This is a genomic window from Vibrio sp. A37, assembly GCF_059777565.1.
Window position 1 is genome coordinate 93,274 of the sequence record NZ_JBLNLI010000010.1, and the last position, 19,577, is coordinate 112,850.

The window sequence follows — 19,577 nt, forward strand, 5'->3', positions numbered from 1 at the left end:
CGAAAATCAAACTGTGCACTCAGTCTTAGAAACGAAACTAAGCAATGATCTTAGCTTCTTCCTGACTATGTACTTTATTTATGTAGCTTTCTACTTCGTCGCATTGTTGTATTGTAAGAAGGAGGTGCAGTTTAGTACGTCGTTTCAAAATATCTTCGGCACTAAACGCCATTTCATTCGACATCAGGTAATCAATTTCGATTTGGTATAAGTGGTCTGAAAACTTAACCCCAAGATCGGCTTCGTTTGAGACGTTCTTTAATAGTCGATTGACGCGGCTACCATAGGTATGTATCCAGCGATTTATCATTTCTTTTCCTAAGAATGGATATTTCACTGTTAATTCCTGACTCAATGACTTCTGATTGAAAGATTCAGCGCCAGGAAGTAATGCTTCTCCAGTCCAAGATTTCCCCATTTTTGGAAAAAATGGTTGCAAGTGCTTCATTGCTGATTCACCTAATTTCCTATAGGTAGTAAGCTTTCCGCCAAAAATTGAAAGTAAGGGAGCTTTGTTATCTTTGCTATCTAATGAGAGAGTATAGTCGCGAGTGATAGCTTGTGGTGAATCAGATTCATCATCGCAGAGAGGGCGAACGCCGCTGAAGGTACTGATAATATCCTCTGTAGAAATTTGTTTAACAAAATGCTTATTCGCTACATCAACCAGATATTGGCGTTCTTCATTTGATATCTCTACTGCTCTTGGATTGCCTTTGTATTCAACGTCAGTCGTCCCAATAAGTGAGAACTTACCTAAATAAGGAATAACAAATACGATTCGCTTATCTTCATTTTGAAGTATATAAGATTGTTCTTCATCGTGAATTTTTGGAACGATGATGTGTGAACCTTTAATCAAACGAATTCCGTACGGTGACTTTATATCTATATTTTCATCAATGAAATCTTTCACCCAAGGACCTGTCGCGTTTACCAATGCTCGGCATTTTCGAGTAAATGTTGTATTGGCAACGTCGTCTTTCATTGTCACCGACCAAATCTCTCCATCACGAGTTGCTTTAACAACAGAGCAGTAATTCTTAACTTCAGCACCGTACTCTTTAGCTTGCAATACGTTTAAGACAACCAAACGAGCATCGTCAACCCAACAGTCGGAATATTCAAACCCAACTTTTAAATCACTTTTGGTGACGTTACCAGCATTAAGGCGAATTTTTTTACTTGATGGAAGAGAAGTTCGTTTACCTAAATGGTCATATAGAAATAATCCAGCGCGAATCATCCACGCAGGACGTAAAAATGGTCGATGTGGTAGTCTAAAACGCATAGGAAATGCGATGTGCGGTGCTTTCTTTAGAATAACTTCTCGTTCAGCAAGTGCTTCACTTACCAAACGAAACTCGTAATGCTCTAAATATCGTAGTCCGCCATGAATAAGCTTTGAACTTGCGGATGAGGTTGCGCTAGCGAAGTCTTTCGCCTCATAAAGGCCAACTTTTAAGCCTCTACCTGATGCGTCAGCTGCGATTCCAGCACCATTGATGCCTCCACCTACCACAATGATGTCGAGGATTTCGTTTTCTATTCTATTTTCGTTTTTGACAACGCTCATGGTCATTTTTGAATCCTTAATGTTCGTTCGCGCTTTTAATGTTCGTATATAACCACAAAATAGTCAATTAAGAAAATGTTAAATATTTATTATTTGAGCGAATTCAAATTCTTGAAGATATGCGAATGCAAGCTCTACTACTGAGCCCTGTAAAATAGAGGAAGGTGAAACGAGCGAAAGATTTTATATAGCTGTTAAGAGTTTTAACTTGAGGAGCTTCGAAAGGTACGTGTTATACATGAATGTCTAATAAAGTACCGATCATCTCTTGATCGCGCTGAAGTACATTTGTACCTATTTGGTGATAACGCGAAGCTTGATTGAGTTTAACTGATGAATCTGTGTGTGAAGAGGCGTAATCTTCTTTTGAGTGCTCGACTTTCGCCTTATCAAAATCAACTTTGTTAAACTCTAGCGATTTATCGTTTTGTTCTGGTGGGGGAGCTTTTTCAGTAGGAAGAGATCTATCTTTGATTTCACGAGCAGCTTCCTCAGCCATTTTCGATGACTGATTAACAATCTGATACCCAGACTCACTAATAGAAACCGACATAATCCGTCTCCTTACACGCTTGGGTCCTCATTCCAAAAAGGTATGCTGACCTTAAATAAAGCTTAAGACGTATTTGCAAATCTAGCAAGTTGTGCTACTCAAGCGAATAAGCTTGAGATAACGTTGACTTCTTCTTCAGTTAACAAAGCTGAAGCTTGATGCTTCTGCTCGCGCCGTTCGTTCTTATGACTAATTTCACCTTGAAGCATCTGTAACTGTTGTGGTGTTAGTCGACTAATTTGAGCTTTGAATAATTCGAATTGCTTTGGGGTCATGATATCTTTCCTCAAAATAAATGCTATTTGCATCATCTTGAAAGTAAGAGACGTTTCCGTTCATCCACTCACCCTCGTGATATATAGTGAAAGGATAAAAAACGACAAAAGCGTTATTGTCCGAAAATTGTCAAAAAGCTGTATTCAACTTGTTACTATTTGCTTCAGTTTTTGATTTGATTCATTATGTTAATGAATTGAACTTGAAAATATAGTTAAGTAATGGTGACCAAGTTATTTGGGTACTTTATTTCCTTGGAGTTGAATAGGCTCAGCCGCTCTAACCTAAGCAATGTTCAACGCCTTTGGATCTAAGTTCAAACTTTCTACCAAGTTAAATAACTCTGGAATTATTTGATTAATTAAATGTAATTGTTGCGCGACAAGTTTGATAGTGTCGTCATCACTTACAGGCCATTCAGACAACACCATTTCTATTTCGCTTGACGTAGCAGCGCGACAACAATCAGCTGGTTTTACGTTCGTAGAGTAGAGCTTGTCACTTAACTCGTTTATTTGAATACGTAAAAGCTGATGGACATTGAGCATTAATGCGTGTGCTCGTTCGTCACTAATTCGTTGTCTGTGGGCCCCAAGTGCAGAAATGTAGCCTAAAAGCGCATGATTTAAAGTTAAAAAACGAAAGCTATCGTCAACTGAAATTCGATGCTTGCGTGGTTCGGCAAGCATATTACAAATAGCCGTGTTTAACTCTGCATCTTTGTCGTGGGCACTGCGTCTAGTGACTCGATAGGCTAGGTTATCTTTTTTACCAACACGATATTGAGCCACAATATTATCTAAATAAATAGAGTTTGCCCGAATCGCTTCGGACATTATCTTGTTCATTCGTTTAGATTGCCAGTCAGGGAGCAGGTAGGTCACAGCTGTCACGGCGATGATACAACCCAATATGGTATTTAATAGCCTAGGTAAAATAACTTCATATCCTTCACCAACTTGTGCAAAGCAAAACAAGACAAGAATTGTGATGAATGCTGTGGCAAATCCGTAGTTATTAATTCTAAAAGCAAAAAACAATACTGCTGATATTACAATAATTGTCAGCTGGCTAGCAGGGGAAGGAAAAAGCATAAGTAGTGGAGTGCCTAATACCAGACCAGTAATTGTTCCCAACGATCGTGTCACTAGCTTTTGCTTTGTTGCGCTGTAACTTGGTTGGCATACGAATAAAGTCGTAAGAATAATCCAGTAGCCATGACTGATATGAAAACTCTCTAGCAAAACATACCCGACCACTAAGGCTACAGATAAGCGTATAGCATGCCGAAAAAACGGAGACTGCCTGCTCATACTGGATTTTATGTTCGTCCACTTTGATTTTAGCGAACGAGCCTGAGAGTCATGTAAGGTACTTTCTTCCAATATATGAGAATCAGGGGTACTCACAGCACAAAGAAGTCGCTCAACTGTGGCCAAATTTTTATACAGAAAATTGAGTTGGTCGAGAATATGTGACGAATACTTGCCTTGTTTTTCTACGTAGTTCAACGAGTGTTTTAATTCATTTAGGCTTTTCTCTGTGGAGTTATGGTGTTTATAACTTTTGCCTACTGCCAAAGTATGACCAATATTGCTGCATGCTTCTGCTTGCATCTCCAGTACATGTTTAAATCGAAACATAATATCTGAGCGGCTAAAATACGCCGCTAATTCGTCGTATTTGATGTGGCTAGATCGAATACGTTCATGAATGTCTTGGGCTAAAAAATATATGTTTAGATATCGCTGTGAAGTACTGCTTCTTAGCCTACTCCTAGAATGGCTTAGCAAAATGGACTTGCCCTGATTTAGAGACGAAACAATAGCGCTGTTTAGTCTAGCCTCTGAAACACGTAGATTTTGGTTTGGCAACTCCATGTTGGGGTGAAATCGTTTAGATTTACAATGAATGTATTTGGAAAGAGTATGAAAAATATCAGATAAGTGTTGCCTAACAGGATGCATGGGTGCGATCGCATGCCATATCAAAGAAACCACGAAAAACCACAAAGCGCCGCTTAAGAGTAGTGTCGGTTGAAGCCAAAGCGTTGTATAACTGTCCGCACCGAGCATCGCGTATACGGCAAGTAGCAAAGCACCAAAGGATAACGTTCTATAACTTGGTCCGATAGCACCCAACATTACAAAGCCGAACGTGGAAACCGCTAAACCAATCGCAAAAAATATAGGATAAGGATACAGAATTTGAATCGACACAGAAGCGATAGCGAAACCAACCAACGCAAGCGTGTAAGATTTTAGCCTACCAATAAAACTTTCATCGTCAATAGAAAGCGCAGCAGCGATGACACCTAAAATGAGTGGTACATCGTAGCGCTGAAAGCCCAAATATTGGCTTGCTAGGACAAGGGTTATAAGTGTGACAAAAACTAGCAGACTATAGTTAATCGTTTTGTTCGACCATAGTTGGCGGATATGACTGACTGAATACACTGGTTAAACTCTAATGGCCTCTCTAAGTGCGAATCCTTGCGTGGTACAACTCAGCTAATCTTACTCTTATTGATAGAACTAACTCAATGTTTTTCTGATATTTGTTTCCCAAATGTAAAGGCTGTATTTCGTTTTCTAGTTTTTTCGTTTCAATAATTTATTACTCAAACTCATTTGACAGAAATTCGCCATGAAAGGTGATTTGGGTATATCATTGAGTCAGTTTTACTGCATTAGGGTCAAAGTATTATGGAAGTTAGCGCAGGAAAATCAGCGCAATTTTTTGTTCAGAACGAATACCACAATGTTAGATTGGAAGGGAATTCTCTTGTTTTAACTTCGAGCTTGAAGGATGAAACCATTTCTTTCAATGCTTGGAGTGGAAAAGTTATCGTAAAAAAGGGAATAGTTTGGTCAGATTTGCAATTTTTTTCTCATGTAAACAATAACTCTCAATCCATGTGGGTTGTGAGAGGATTGCCAAAACAAGATTGTAGAGATTTTGCTGTACGTGCAGTTGATTGTTACGACAAGTGGCATACGAACCAAGTTGAGCAACTGAATCGCTTTTTACCGCAATGGGAAACTGAACTACACAGACTCTCCATTTTGCCGTCTTTTTTGAATCACTCTAAAGTAGAGGCTTGGAAAAATAGAGTTAGGTCAGATATAGAAGGGATGGGGTTTAGCTTATCTGAAGCTGAACAAAGGATGCCCCAACGTGTGCGTGAAATTCTGCCGTGGTACAACAATACTAAAGAAATCCTAGCAAACCGAAATCAGGTTTGGGTTGAAGAAGAACGTAAAAACTGGGAAGTGCTCTTTTCTCAACTTGAGTCATCTCCGCTAAATGTTAGCCAACAACAAGCTGTTTTACTTAATGACGACAATAATTTAGTTTTGGCTGGCGCGGGTTCCGGGAAAACGAGTGTTCTGAGTGCTAGAGTTGCGTATTTACTACAAAGTCACTTGGCGAAAGCAGAGGACATATTAATTGTTGCTTACGGCCGAGAGGCAGCAAATGAAATGCGTCAACGTTTAGACGAAAAAGTTGGGCTTGGGGCTGAAAATGTCACTGTCAGCACATTTCATAAGCTCGGGTTGTCGATATTAAATAATATCGCAGGCAGCCAGACGACTATTTCTCCGTTAGCAACAGATGATAAGCTTAGACATGCATGGTGTATTGATTGGCTGAAAAAGCATTGGATGACACCGACGAACTTCAAGCGCTGGCAAAAACATTTGGCTAAGTGGCCAATCGCCTATATCGCAGGTGACGAAGAGCTAGCCAGCCATGTAGAAAATGAGAAATTAATTACTTGGTTAGATACTCAGTTAAATCAGCTTGCTACAATAGCAATTTCGAAAAAACAGATTCAAGAGCAGCTTGTTTCTCACCCGGATTATACTCGTTTAAACAGTGAACTTGCATTAGTTTGGCCTTGCTATCAAGCTTGGAAGCAGGAGCTAAAGGAAAATGGTCACATTGATTTCAATATGATGATAACTCAAGCTGCGGACTTAGTAAGAAAGAACAAGTTTAAGGCTCAGTGGAAGTTCATCATGATTGATGAATATCAGGATATCTCTCCGCAAAGATTAAATTTGATTGAATCGATATGCCGACAAAAAAACACCAGTGACGAGCGCTCGCTGTTTGCAGTCGGCGATGATTGGCAATCAATATATCAGTTTGCAGGGGCAAATGTTGCTTTAACAACTGAATTTGAAAGGCGCTTTCCTCATTCCACAACACATTATTTAGATACGACTTATCGATTCAACAACAAAATAGGTGAAGTGGCGAATACGTTTATTCAACAGAACCCAAATCAGATTCCCAAGCCGTTAGCGAGCTTTAAACAGCAGAAGCAAAAGGCTGTATACCTTGCTTCAACTACCAATGTCGAAAAAGCATTAGAGCAAGTGAGTAAGCAAGCTAAGCAGAACAAATCTGTTTTGTTACTAGGTCGAAACCATTATCACAAGCCGGAGTTGCTTAGTGACTGGCATAAACAGTTCCCCAACTTGGAGTTGTCATTCATGACCTGTCACGCAAGTAAAGGGAAGGAAGCAGATATAGTCATTATTTTATCTGTAGATGAAGGGCAGTTCCCAGCGAAAGTTAAGGCGTTACACTTAGATGGAGCTCTATCAGAGTCAGGTGATACATTTGCATACGCAGAAGAGCGTCGTTTGTTTTATGTTGCATTAACTCGGGCAAAAGAGAAAGTGTGGGTGACGTACTCTGGCAGTGGATCGAGTTTTGTTAAAGAATTGACTGACGAAGGCTACCCAATAATCAAACAGAAATAAACTGTAGCAAACCCAAGCTCTTGATTTAGCATGGGTTTGCGGAGTTATATTATGTACGAGCGCTTAAGTAAGCGTTGTAATCAGGGATTTCAATTTCTACTTCCTGATCTAGCAAAGAAGATTCGATTAAAAAGTTGGCACTAGCCCGGCTTGTGGCGACCGGGATATTCCACACACTGGCTATTCTTAAAAGCGCTTTTACATCTGGGTCATGTGGGACTGCATTAAGTGGGTCCCAGAAAAATATCAATAGATCGATTTTTTGTTCGGAAATTAATGCGCCGAGTTGTTGGTCGCCCCCCATAGGGCCGCTGATGAGGCTGGTAATTTCCAGTCCAGTTTCTTTACTCAGTAAATTTCCAGTAGTACCAGTAGCAAATAAGCTGTGATGTTGTAACTTGGATTTGTGTTCTACCACCCAACGTAATAAATCTGGTTTGCAGTTGTCGTGCGCAACGAGAGCAACCTGCTTGCTCTTAGACATAATGCGAGTTGTTTTTTGCATCAAAGCCCCTTATTTAGTCAGCAATTTTAAGTTTAGAATTAGTAGTTACGACCCTATAACGTTTGTACAGATAAAGCCAGTAAAGCTTGGAATGCAAAGTAGCTTAAGGTGATTGTTTGGTTAGTTAGACACCAAGATAACCCAAATCGTTTTAGGTTTATAAATGCGCCATAGATAATGAAACTAGCAGTGCTAAACATGGCAAACAATGAAGGAAGGTGTTTAGTGTCTATCCAATATTCAGCAGAAGACCAAATCACCATCGAAGAGACAATAAAATATATGGCAATTAACACTTTATGGTTGGCTAGGCTCGGTAGTAGTAACAGATAAATGATTACCGCTGCGCAAATAATAACGATAGAAAGCCAAGCTGTTGGCTCATTATGCAGCATATGAAAGAATGCAAAAAAACAAATTAAATGAGCAATGAGTAAAAACGAATCAGCAATTAAAGTATTGTTAGTTTTTTGATTGAGTTTGAAGTCACTGATTGTTGTTACGACCAAACTGAAGGAAATAAGATAGGTATAATATAAGTAACTAGAAATGTTAGTTAAAAGATAACCGATTAATAACGCTGTCGGTAAGTAACGAGTTGCGAGGTATAACCATCGCGGTAGATTGTTGTTGAATATTGAATGAACGCAGAATAATCCTATAACAATTAACCACATATCATATTCCTAGGCACTCCCATTTAAATAATACTGTAAATCATCAGAATATTAACGGTATTAACAGCTTAAAAAAGAAGCAGCGCAATGGGCGCTGCTTTGATGATTTTACCTAGAGATCGTTTAATTACGATATAAACTTTAAATTGGGTTTCCAATTATGATTACGAGATCGCATGTTCGAGAATTTTGCGGCTTTCGTCTAGGGTAATTGACTGATTTTCACCCAGCGCTAGCATCTTGTGTAGCTCTAGTTGGTCAACAATTTGGTCAATTGCTGTTGCTTTATCTGTTCCATAATCACTCAACATAGTTGGAACATTGAGTGAGTGATAGAAAGCTTCTATTGCGTCTATCGTTTTCTCTGCTAAATCGTCAGTGCTAGGTAGTCCAAACACATTTTTGCCTAGTTGTTCTAGCTTACCGCGTTTTCGTTCAATTTGATTTCTAAGCAGTGAAGGTTGAATAATCGCTAGAGATCTCGCGTGATCGACACCATAAAGTGCTGTCAGCTCGTGCCCAATCATGTGCGTTGCCCAATCTTGCTGTACACCAGCACCAATTAGTCCATTTAATGCTTGGTTTGCTGTCCACATTAGGTTCGCTCGCCATTGGTCATTGTCACGGTTCGCATAATTATCGCCTAAGTTCTTGAGGCTCTTTAATAAGGCCTCAGCGTAACCGTCTTGTACAAACGCGCCAGCTGGGCTTGTAATGTATTGCTCACACACGTGAACCCAAGCGTCAACGATACCATTCAATAATTGTCTTTCAGGCAAAGTTTTCATTGTATCCGGGTCTAGTACCGCGAATGTAGGCTGAACATAAGGAGACATAAATGCAAGCTTGTCTTGAGTCTCTGATTTAGTGATTACCGCGCCTTTGTTAGATTCTGAGCCAGTTGCAGGAAGCGTGAGAATAGCACCAATTGGAACTGCTGCTTGAGGTGTGTATTTTCCTGTTAAAATATCCCAAGCATCTCCTTCATAAAGGCTACCAGCTGCAACATATTTTGAACCATCAATTACCGAGCCGCCTCCGACTGCAAGAATAAAATCTAACTGTTTCTCTTTTACAAGGCTAATTGCTTTATCGAGCGTTTCTTTTGTTGGGTTTGGCTCTACGCCAGAAAACTCAAACCAAGTGTGATTTTCAAGTGCCTTTACTACTTGGTCATATACGCCATTTTTCTTGATAGAGCCACCACCGTAAAGGAACAGAACCCTTTTTTCTTTCGCGATAGAGTCCGCTATTGTTGAAATTTGACCTTGGCCAAAGTAAATGTTTGTTGGGTTTGAATATGAAAATTGCATTTTGTTACCTTTTGATTTGTTGTTGCTGACAGTGATAACACCTAGTAGTATGCATATTAGTCCCGTTATCTGGTTTTAAAAAGGTGAATTAGTCCAATTTTTTTGCCTATTTCTCCTAAATGTAATTCTTACACTGAGGTGACTTGTGTCTAGTTTGAGCGATATCATGCAAAAGTATGTGGACAAACAAGGTTTAAACGATCTGGAGGGTGTTAGCGAAACTTCACTAGAGCATGTTCGTTTTTTTCGAAGTAGTGTGGGGAACCCTAGGCAGCCTTTTACTTACCAATCCGGTATTTTGATATTGGGGCAAGGCAAGAAGGACATTCACATTGGAAACAGTTGCGTCTCTTACGGGCCTAATGATTATTTAGTGGTCGGTGTGCCTTTACCTCTTGAGTGCGAGGCATTCGCTGAACAAGATCATCCTATATTGGGTTTATCAGTGACTATCGACCAAGCCACGTTGCAGCGTTTGGTCAGTATTCTGGAAAAAAAAGATGTAAGGCCTAAGAAGCAAGCCTGTGCTGACGCGATGTGTCTTGACTCAGTTCCTATGGATGCTGCAATGTTGGACACCTGTACACGATTAATTAACTCGTTATGCGATGAAGCAGAATCACAAATCCTTAGCCCGTTAATTTATGAAGAACTGATCTATCGTGTCTTAACCAGTGATAAAGCTTACGTACTATTTGATTTGGCTCGATACGAAGGGCAGTACGCGCGTATTGCAAAAGCGCTCAATAAGGTTCATCAAGATTATCAGCAAATGTTGACGGTACAAGAATTAGCCAGTGAGGCGAATATGAGCGTTTCCGCCTTTCACAATGCTTTTCGTAGTGTGACACTTGAATCTCCGTTGCAATATATAAAGAAAGTGCGTTTGAATAAGGCGAAAGAGCTGATTCAACTTGAAGGTAAAAGAGTGGGGGATGCAGCTAGGCTCGTTGGGTACAACAGTCCTTCACAATTTAGCCGCGAATACAAAAGACATTTTGAACAGACGCCAGCAACAAGGTAAAGAGTGGGAGCGTTTCAGCTCCCATATAAGTTGACCTTGATTCATCCAAATCAGAACTTAAGCCAGTTTGTGTATATGTCCTAACATTAGTCAAATTGGTAGCTTTCCGGTACTACGACAATCCCTTTTGGAGAAATGTGAAATCTCTCTGCATCTTCTGACGCATTAATCCCTATCTGGGTGTTAGGGGGAATTTTTACATGTTTATCAACAATGCAGTTATTAAGCTGGCATCCTTCACCAATTTGCACGTCGTCGAAAATAATGCTGTTGCATATGGTTGCTCTGTCATTAATTTGTACGTTCGGAGAAACCACTGAGCTCTGCACAGAACCACCCGTGTTTACAACTCCATTCGCGATGATGGAATTGATGAATATCCCTTCATTGCCGGTCGCAGACGATACGGTTCTAGCTGGTGGATATTGGGGTTCATAAGTTCTAATAGACCAATCGGGCTGATACAAATTCATTGGTGAAACAGGCTCTAGTAAATCCATATTTGCTTGATAATAGGAATCTATCGTTCCCACATCTCTCCAATAGCTATCTTTAGCTACCCGCCCTTTGTCACTGCCAAAGCTGTATGCGTAGACGCCACGTTTATCGATAAGTTTGGGGATGATATCTTTACCAAAATCATGTTCAGAGGAACAACAGTCTGCATCCTCGGCCAAAGCATCCATTAACGTTTCCATTTTAAAAATATAGATACCCATTGAAGCTAAACAATGAGAAGGATTATTTGGAATGGTTGGAGGGTCAATCGGCTTTTCAACAAATGCATCGACTAGCCCATGGCTATCCATCGCCATAATACCAAATTGACTTGCTTCTTCTTTGGGTACCCCCATGCATGCGACAGTCAGGGAGGCGTCGGTCTTTTTATGCTGTTTAAGCATTGCCGCGTAATCCATGCGATAGATGTGATCGCCAGACAGTACGATAACATGCTCAGCGTCGCTCCGAGAAAGTAACCACATGTTTTGATAGATGGCATCTGCGGTGCCTTGATACCAATTTCCTCCTTTCCTCATTTGAGGAGGAACTGCAGTGACATACTCACCTAATTCAGGATTGAAAACGGACCAGCCATTTCGGATATGTTTATGAAGAGAGTGAGATTTATACTGCGTCAAAACAAGAATACGGCGAAGTCCAGAGTGTAGGCAGTTGGTTAAAGTGAAATCAATAATTCTGTATTTTCCACCGAAAGGGACTGCGGGTTTAGCTCTATCGTCTGTCAGTGGACTCAGCCTAGAACCGGCGCCGCCAGCTAGAACGATAGTCAATGTGTTTTGCATTCTAATACTCCCTGAAACTGTGCAAGAAAGAAGTGGTATTCCTATGCTCTACAAGAATTAAGCCACAAAGTTATTTTTCTCTAGACCATATAAATCAACATATTACAAAATTTACCATGTACAAAATGGTGCATAGGTAACTTTTTGAGCACTAAAATGTAGCATTTAGCTTACATGATGATGTGGAGCGAATTTAGCAAACACTTGGCTTTACGTTTTTATTCGTTTATCTGCTTTTTAAGTGGCAAGCTTAACGTAGTGGAGTGAGTTGAAATTTAGATAAAAAAAGCGCCAACGTTGAAGTTGGCGCTATAAGTAAGCCCACTTTAGGCTTAAGTTAGTTGCTTAACGCAACTTGTTGAGGCGTTTGTTCAGGGCGTTTTTTAAGAAAGGCATAACTAACACCTGTAATGATTGTACCTACCGCTATTGCGACCAAGTATAAGAATACTGGAGAAACGGCGTTCGGGATGAGTAATACAAATAAACCACCGTGAGGAGCCATAAGTTGCGCACCAAAAAGCATTGATAATGCACCCGTTACAGCGCCACCAATCATATTGCAAGGGATAACACGGGCTGGATCTTTAGCGGCAAACGGTATTGAACCTTCCGTGATAAAACATAGGCCTAAAACAAACGCAGCTTTGCCGGCTTCACGCTCACTTTGATCAAATTTACTCTTAGCAATGAGCGTCGCAAGTCCCATAGCCAAAGGTGGAACCATACCAGCTGCCATGATTGCTGCCATAGGCATATAGGTATGAGAAGCCAACAAACCAACACCGAAGGTATACGCAGCTTTGTTGATAGGGCCACCTAAGTCAAAGCACATCATCGCGCCAAGGATAATACCTAATAGAACCGCATTCGCAGAGCCCATATTATTTAAGAAAGAGGTCATTGATTCCATTAGATGGGAAACTGGACCACCTACCACGTATATCATCACCAAGCCAGTAAATAGCGTGGCTAGAAATGGGATAATTAAAATAGGTTTAAGTGCTTCCATCGACTGCGGCAGTTTGACTTTTTCCGCGATGAATTTGGCAACATATCCAGCAATAAAGCCTGCGACAATCCCGCCTAAGAATCCGGCACCTGTGGAGCTAGCAAGCAGGCCACCTACTAAGCCAGGCGCTAAGCCGGGTCTATCAGCAATCGAGTAGGCGATATATCCCGCAAGCACAGGTATCATCAATTTAAACGCTGAGCCGCCACCTATATCCATCAAAGCTGCGGCTAATGTCCCTTTTTCTTCGAATGCTTTTATACCAAATACAAATGAAAGAGCAATGATTAAACCACCAGCTACAACAACTGGTAACATGTGAGAAACACCGGTCATTAGGTGAGAATATACGCCTTTTTTCTCTTCTGTTGTGGCCGGAGCATTTCCACCAGTATGCTGATATTCGTGTGCTTCATCAAAAGCGCGTTCGATTTCTTGTTTGGTTTTCTTCAGAGCTGGCCCAGTCTTAGTTCTATACATCAACTTGCCATTAAATCGATCCATGGGCACTTCAATATCTGCGGCGACAATGACAAGATCGGCCTGTGCAATTTCTTCAGCGGTCAACTGGTTTTTTGCACCAACTGAACCACGAGTCTCAACCTTAATTTGATACCCTTGTCGAATTGCTTCTTCTTCAAGCGCTTCAGCAGCCATAAACGTATGCGCTACGCCAGTTGGACAAGCAGTAATCGCGACGATGCGCTTTTTGCCACCTTCAGTCTTTTCTAATGTAATCGCTTCGGTCAAAGTTGTCGCTTTTTCGACAGCGGTTTGCAAAAACTGCTCAGGGTTTGCTAAACACTCGGAAATCGATGCTTTGTAGACTTTTTTATTAACAAAGCGTGTTTCATCAATTGGGGTGTTGGAAGCAATAATAACAGCATCAGCGTTACTGACTTGCTCTTTTGTCAGAGTAGTCGTATCAGTCACTAATGATTGGCATTCAATTGCTGCGTTCCATCCCAGTTTTTTAGCTGCCTTTTCTAATACGCCTGCAGCAAGAATGCTGGTTGCAGTTCCACTAGGGCAAGCGGTAATAATTGTGATGTTCATAGTATTGACCTTTGTCCTTCTATCTCGTTGCGAGTGTGAGAGAGGTAACTTTTATTTTTTTTTGTAATTGGGTAACAGCATCGATGTTTTGTACGCCGACACCTATTTGCTCGACTGCAAGTGCTGATAAAGCCGTTGCAAACGAGAGAATTTGCTCTTTTTCCATAGCCTGCATGTGCCCCCAGCACAAACCAGCCACGAGTGTGTCACCTGCACCGACGGTGCTGACGACGTTCATTTTTGGAGGTGATGTTTTTAGCCATTGACCTTTCGAGTGCCATATGACACCTTCTGAACCTAACGAAATAACGGTATTTTCAATGTTTTCTGCGACTTCAAGTGCTGCTTGCTGGACTAAAAATAACGAAGTCAATGGTTTATTGGCTAAGTACGCGAGCTCATCGTCATTCGGCTTGATTAGCCAAGGTTGAGCGTTAATTCCCGAACTAAGAGCTTGGCGACTGCTATCGAAAAGAACTTTCTTTCCTAGCTCATTTAACTTTGCAAGCCATGAAGCACATCGTTGAGGAGATACCCCGTTTGGTAGACTACCAGCGAGTACAAAGTACTCATGGGTTTGTGCGAGTTCAAATAGTTGTTTTTCGAACAGAGCAATGTCTTGCTCGGAAACGTTCACGCCTGGAAAGTTTATATCGCTAACTGCGCCTGACGCTTCAACGAGTTTTACATTGATACGTGTCGCACCTTCCACTCGAATAAATTGATCATTTACCCCGATAGAGTTGAAGAGCTGGCAAAACATCTCTTGGTTATCTTTTCCTAAAAAGCCCGTCACCGTGACTTCTGCGCCAAGATCTCTAAGGACTTGAGCGACGTTTACACCTTTTCCTGCGGCGTGAAGAGAAGAGCGATCTACAAGGCTGACGTTACCAACATTTAAGGTGCTCAAACTGCCTGTTAAATCGAGAGCAGGGTTTAGGGTAATCGTGACTACTTTATTTGTCATAGACATATCCTTAACGCTCACCTAGACCTGACTCTATGGCTGTTCCAATAGACTCAAGCGCTTGTGTGGCGTCGTTACCTTGTACGGTAAATTTCAGTCTGTGCCCGTGTTTGACACCTAAAGCGATAACTTTCATTAGGCTTTTGGCATTTACCGGCTCACTTGATACATCGAGGTTTTCTACTTGTATGCTTGATTCAAACTTTTTAGCCTCTGCGACAAGCATTGCGCCGGGTCTAGCATGTAGCCCATGAGCATTTATAATTTTGTAGACAGCGGTTAAGCCATCTTCTGTCGTCAGTTCATTAACCGTGTTTAAGGCAAAAAGTTGCAAAATATCTTCCTTAGAACCTGAAGTTATTTTCTGTTGTTCATGATTTAGAATCAGATTCTCAATGACATCTAATAGGGTTTTATGAGTAAAGTTATTAGTGGAAAGCGTAATCAATGCTGCAACAGGTTGGTTGTCAAATTTTACCGTGCGTGACAGGGTCACTATTGACATGGCTGTTTTTTCAACTCCTACACGAGAGCTCACCATCCATAAACCATTTCCTAGGTGAGTAGGCGCTTTTGACACAACTTCTGCGACAAACTGGCTATCGACAAATGTTGCGTTTTTGAGTAGGCCAGCCCCTACAGCAGACAACTGTAAAAGATCAGAAGCAGGGAAGCGGGTTTGTATCAAGCTTGAATTGAATTCACTATTTACTTGGGCGGTACCACTTACAATCGAAATAATTTCTTCGCCGGTGGCGGCGTTTTTTAATGCTTCTAGAACCCCGTCTTGTGACAAAACTTTAGTCAATTGTTTAAGTATATCGAGATGCTCGTCAGACTTGGCAGCAATACCAATAGCTAAATAGGCGATATTGCCGTCGCCCCAGTCAACACCTTTCGGGTAGTGGTGCACAACTAAGCCCGTTTGATTGACTAGGTCTCTTGTATCGGTAGTACCATGGGGGATTGCAATTCCATTTCCTAGGTAGGTTGAGTTTTGCTTTTCACGTGCCAGCATTCCGTTTACGTAATTGCTATCCACGTAGTTTTTATCTGACAGGTCAGCAGCGAGTAAATTGATTGCAGATTTCGCATCGTCGCTATGCCGATCTAGAGAAATGTCATCAATATTTAGTTGCAGCATATTTGTGCCTCGTAATTAAGCTGAAACGGTTCAGCAAATGCTTAAAAAATTTAGCAAAGCATTCACATTTTCATTTGATTATTAAGTGAAGTGTGTGAGATATAACATTATTTGCTTTGCTGAATCCTTTCAGCTTTTATGCTGAATCGTTTCAGTATATAATGCAACCATTCATGAGAAGAATGTTAGTAATATTTGATCTGAGCCACAATTTAAGAGTACTCATATGACACTAGATGAAATTGCAAAGTTAGCTGGTGTGTCTAAGACAACAGCAAGCTATGTCGTCAATGGAAAAGCACAAAAGTATAGAATAAGTGCTAAAACACAAAAGAAGGTAATGGATGTTGTTCAGTCAAATAACTATCGTCCAAATTATGTTGCAAGCTCACTTCGTGGAGGAGTCAGTCATTCTTTTGGCTTATTGATTCCAGATTTGGAAAATATGAGTTATGCGCGCTTATCTAAGTTCCTAGAAAAAAAATCTCGTGTTGAAGGTTATCAAATATTGATAGGCTGCACTGACGATGATCCAGAAACTGAGAAAAGGTTAGTTGAAGCGTTATTGAGCCGAAGTGTTGATGCGTTATTCGTAGCCAGCTCTATCTCCGATGCGACAGAGTTCTATTTAAAGGTTCAATCCTCTGGTACGCCTGTCATTGCGATTGACAGGCCATTGGATGATGAACATTTTTCATGCGTAATTAGTGAAGATTTTGGAGGGGCCTTCGAACTCACTCAATCGATTTATGCGGAAAATATAAAGAAAATAGGCTTAATAGGTGCTTTACCAGAGTTGAATATTTCACGTGAACGTGAAAACGGATTTTTCGCTGCGGCAAAAAAATTATCCGTTGAGACCATAACAAGCTATGGACAAAACTTTCATAGTGAAGATGGAAAACGAATTATTGAAAAGTGGATTACAGACTGTAACTTGCCTGACGCTATCATGACGACGTCCTATACGTTGCTTGAAGGTGTGCTTGATGTGCTGGTTGAACGGCCCCACCTGACTAAAAACCTTAAGTTAGCAACGTTTGGTGACAATCGATTGCTGGATTTTTTGCCCTTTAAAGTGAACTCTCTGCCACAACAATTTGACGTGATATCTAGCAAAGCCTTGTCTTTGGCACTCAGTGCGACGAACAAACGCAAGCCTTGTGGGCCTCAAGTAGAGCTTGTACCAAGAAAAATTAAGATACGAAACGAAGCCCAGTGTTAGAATGTATTCTCGCTGGGCGAAGGGGAATTAAAATTGGAATCGTACTGACATAGTAAGTTGTGGCCCGTATATCCCATTATTTCTGCTTTCGGCAGAAAGTGAAAGTTGGTCGGTTGAATGAAAGCGTACCCCACCATAAAACACTGATCTGTCGTCTAAGCGTCCAACTCTGCCAGTGGCCTCAAATTGGTCACTGAACCAAACACGAACCCCAACATTCATTTCGCCTTCTACATTACTTTCTCCACCTTCGTCCGGTGTTTCTTTTATTTGATGTAGAAGAATCTGGCCATAGATATCAGCGAACTGATTGAGTGGGCCGTTAAAACCTATACCTCCGGCAAAGTCGTGGTCACGGTCAAATCGAGTACTAGCCCGGGCAATAATATGGGCGTTTTCCATGATCTGATTACTGAATTCAACCCCGGATGAGTCTGGACTAATAGAGGTGAATACCTCTAGGTAGTTGTAACTAAAATTGTTGGCATTGACAGCAAACGGAATAAAGCAGGTAGAGCTAATAACTGCGCTAGCTATGACTTTCGCTTTATTAAACATCGTGACTCCATGTCATATGAGACAAAATATTGACTTAAAAACAAAAACCTGCAAAAAATAGGCCGGGTAAATGTGATGAGATCACAGAACCTTAATTTACTAAGAGCCTTAACACATGCAGCTGGTGGCATAAATTGAAAGAAACGATAAAAGCCTTAATGGTGCAGGGAACAACATCTGATGCGGGTAAAAGTGTTTTAGTGGCTGGCTTATGCAGAGTGTTGGCGCGAAAAAGTGTGAAAGTGTGTCCGTTTAAGCCACAAAATATGGCATTGAATAGTGCGGTTACGGTTGACGGTGGAGAAATTGGCAGAGCTCAAGCTGTACAAGCGAAGGCATGTTGTATCGAACCGACTGTCGATATGAATCCGGTATTATTAAAACCTTCTACTGACACTAGCGCTCAAGTTATTTTTCAGGGGGCTGTATTCGGTAATGTTGACGCAATTGGCTACAAAAGTTACAAGTCAAAAGCTTTACCGTTTGTTTTAGACTCGTTTCAAAAGTTAGAAAAACAATTTGATTCCATTGTTATTGAAGGTGCAGGTAGTCCAGCTGAAATCAATCTTAGAGAAAATGATATCGCCAATATGGGGTTTGCTGAAGAAGCTGATATTCCGGTCATTATCGTAGCAGATATTGATAAAGGTGGCGTGTTTGCACACTTATATGGCACGTTAGCATTACTAAGTGAAAGCGAGCAAGCTCGTGTTGTAGGTTTTGTCATCAATAAATTTCGTGGCAATTTGGATTTACTTAAGCCAGGTTTAGATTGGTTAGAACAGAAAACAAATAAGCCAGTCCTTGGCGTACTACCTTATTTGCCTAATTTTTATTTGGAATCAGAGGACGCCATTAACCCTGAACAAAATCAATGTGGTACCGCTAAGTTAATAGTGATTGTTCCTGTGTTCCCAAGGATTAGTAATCACACTGACTTTGATTCATTACGCTCAAATCCTGAAATAGAATTAACTTTTGTTGGTGAGGGAGAAAAGCTTGTTGGCGCAGATCTCATTATTTTACCTGGGAGCAAATCTGTTTTAGATGACCTACGCTACTTGCGTGCACAAGGATGGGATAGGGATATCTATCGCCACTTGAGATTCGGTGGGAAAGTGCTCGGTATTTGTGGTGGTTACCAAATGCTTGGTCAATCGATCGACGATAGGGGTGGTTTCGAAGGAAAACCTGAGCAATGTCATGGTTTAAAGCTTTTGAACACCTACACTGAGTTCACACCTCAGAAAAAACTAACTAACCAAAACGGATGCCTCCGGTTGCTAGGCCAAGCTGTAGATGTCAAAGGATATGAGATTCATCTAGGTGAGACTAAGGTGGAAGAATTTCAGCCGATACATTTGAGCGATGGTAAACCAGAGGGGGCGTTAAGCGAGTGCCAGCAAATTATGGGTACTTACTTACACGGTATTCTCGATACACCTGAAGCGTTGAAGCTGATATGTGAGTGGGCTGGAGCAAAGAATTTAACTAACATTCAGTCCCATGAACAAATGCAACAAAAAAGTATCGATAGAATCGCGGATGCTATAGAACGGCATCTTGATTTGAATTCGTTGTGGCCAACATTGTTTAATTAGTAAGAGAAAAA

16 protein-coding genes are annotated in these 19,577 nt (G+C 40.9%); 4 read left to right on the forward strand and 12 right to left on the reverse strand.

Annotated features, from left to right (window positions below; all coding sequences use genetic code 11):
- Positions 1–37: 37 nt before the first annotated feature.
- From glpD to yccS, 4 genes are all read right to left on the reverse strand, one after another.
- A complete protein-coding gene (glpD, locus tag ACM2FC_RS16740; protein WP_498482107.1) occupies positions 38–1,582 on the reverse strand; it encodes a glycerol-3-phosphate dehydrogenase in 1,545 nt (514 codons plus the stop codon).
- Positions 1,583–1,808: 226 nt separating this feature from the next.
- Positions 1,809–2,129: a hypothetical protein gene (locus ACM2FC_RS16745; protein WP_498482108.1), complete on the reverse strand. Its 321-nt coding sequence runs from the start codon at positions 2,127–2,129 to the stop codon at positions 1,809–1,811.
- A gap of 98 nt (positions 2,130–2,227) precedes the next feature.
- A complete protein-coding gene (locus ACM2FC_RS16750; protein WP_498482109.1) occupies positions 2,228–2,404 on the reverse strand; it encodes a hypothetical protein in 177 nt (58 codons plus the stop codon).
- 285 nt (positions 2,405–2,689) lie between these two features.
- Entirely contained in the window at positions 2,690–4,861 is a 2,172-nt protein-coding gene (gene yccS, locus ACM2FC_RS16755; RefSeq protein ID WP_498482110.1) for a YccS family putative transporter, read from the reverse strand.
- 249 nt (positions 4,862–5,110) lie between these two features.
- Between yccS and helD the strand changes: the two genes are divergently transcribed.
- Positions 5,111–7,180, forward strand: coding sequence for a DNA helicase IV (gene helD, locus ACM2FC_RS16760; RefSeq protein ID WP_498482111.1), 2,070 nt, complete (start codon positions 5,111–5,113; stop codon positions 7,178–7,180).
- A gap of 49 nt (positions 7,181–7,229) precedes the next feature.
- Here helD and ACM2FC_RS16765 read toward each other — a convergent pair whose 3' ends face one another.
- From ACM2FC_RS16765 to ACM2FC_RS16775, 3 genes are all read right to left on the reverse strand, one after another.
- Entirely contained in the window at positions 7,230–7,685 is a 456-nt protein-coding gene (locus ACM2FC_RS16765; RefSeq protein ID WP_498482112.1) for a methylglyoxal synthase, read from the reverse strand.
- Between the two features lie 53 nt (positions 7,686–7,738).
- On the reverse strand, positions 7,739–8,362 hold the full coding sequence (locus tag ACM2FC_RS16770; protein ID WP_498482113.1) for a lysoplasmalogenase family protein: 624 nt from the start codon (positions 8,360–8,362) through the stop codon (positions 7,739–7,741).
- Positions 8,363–8,526: 164 nt separating this feature from the next.
- Entirely contained in the window at positions 8,527–9,675 is a 1,149-nt protein-coding gene (locus ACM2FC_RS16775; RefSeq protein WP_498482114.1) for an iron-containing alcohol dehydrogenase, read from the reverse strand.
- Positions 9,676–9,820: 145 nt separating this feature from the next.
- Here ACM2FC_RS16775 and ACM2FC_RS16780 point away from each other — a divergent pair, with 145 nt between their 5' ends.
- Complete coding sequence (locus ACM2FC_RS16780; RefSeq protein ID WP_498482115.1) at positions 9,821–10,699, forward strand: AraC family transcriptional regulator; 879 nt, start codon at positions 9,821–9,823, stop codon at positions 10,697–10,699.
- Between the two features lie 86 nt (positions 10,700–10,785).
- On the opposite strand, the gene glgC is transcribed toward ACM2FC_RS16780, so the two are convergent.
- The 4 genes from glgC to fruB form a co-directional block, all read right to left on the reverse strand.
- Positions 10,786–12,003, reverse strand: coding sequence for a glucose-1-phosphate adenylyltransferase (gene glgC / locus ACM2FC_RS16785; protein WP_498482116.1), 1,218 nt, complete (start codon positions 12,001–12,003; stop codon positions 10,786–10,788).
- 337 nt (positions 12,004–12,340) lie between these two features.
- Positions 12,341–14,071, reverse strand: a complete 1,731-nt coding sequence (fruA, locus tag ACM2FC_RS16790; protein WP_498482117.1) for a PTS fructose transporter subunit IIBC — start codon at positions 14,069–14,071, stop codon at positions 12,341–12,343.
- 19 nt (positions 14,072–14,090) lie between these two features.
- On the reverse strand, positions 14,091–15,038 hold the full coding sequence (gene pfkB / locus ACM2FC_RS16795) for a 1-phosphofructokinase (RefSeq protein ID WP_498482118.1): 948 nt from the start codon (positions 15,036–15,038) through the stop codon (positions 14,091–14,093).
- A 10-nt stretch (positions 15,039–15,048) separates the two neighbouring features.
- Positions 15,049–16,182: a fused PTS fructose transporter subunit IIA/HPr protein gene (gene fruB, locus ACM2FC_RS16800; RefSeq protein WP_498482119.1), complete on the reverse strand. Its 1,134-nt coding sequence runs from the start codon at positions 16,180–16,182 to the stop codon at positions 15,049–15,051.
- Positions 16,183–16,408: 226 nt separating this feature from the next.
- Here fruB and cra point away from each other — a divergent pair, with 226 nt between their 5' ends.
- On the forward strand, positions 16,409–17,407 hold the full coding sequence (cra, locus tag ACM2FC_RS16805; protein WP_498482120.1) for a catabolite repressor/activator: 999 nt from the start codon (positions 16,409–16,411) through the stop codon (positions 17,405–17,407).
- Between the two features lie 27 nt (positions 17,408–17,434).
- Here cra and ACM2FC_RS16810 read toward each other — a convergent pair whose 3' ends face one another.
- The gene (locus tag ACM2FC_RS16810) at positions 17,435–17,965 is read right to left on the reverse strand and encodes a hypothetical protein (RefSeq protein WP_498482121.1); all 531 of its coding nucleotides are present in this window, start codon (positions 17,963–17,965) and stop codon (positions 17,435–17,437) included.
- A 134-nt stretch (positions 17,966–18,099) separates the two neighbouring features.
- Here ACM2FC_RS16810 and ACM2FC_RS16815 point away from each other — a divergent pair, with 134 nt between their 5' ends.
- Positions 18,100–19,566: a cobyric acid synthase gene (locus ACM2FC_RS16815; RefSeq protein WP_498482122.1), complete on the forward strand. Its 1,467-nt coding sequence runs from the start codon at positions 18,100–18,102 to the stop codon at positions 19,564–19,566.
- Positions 19,567–19,577 lie beyond the last annotated feature (11 nt).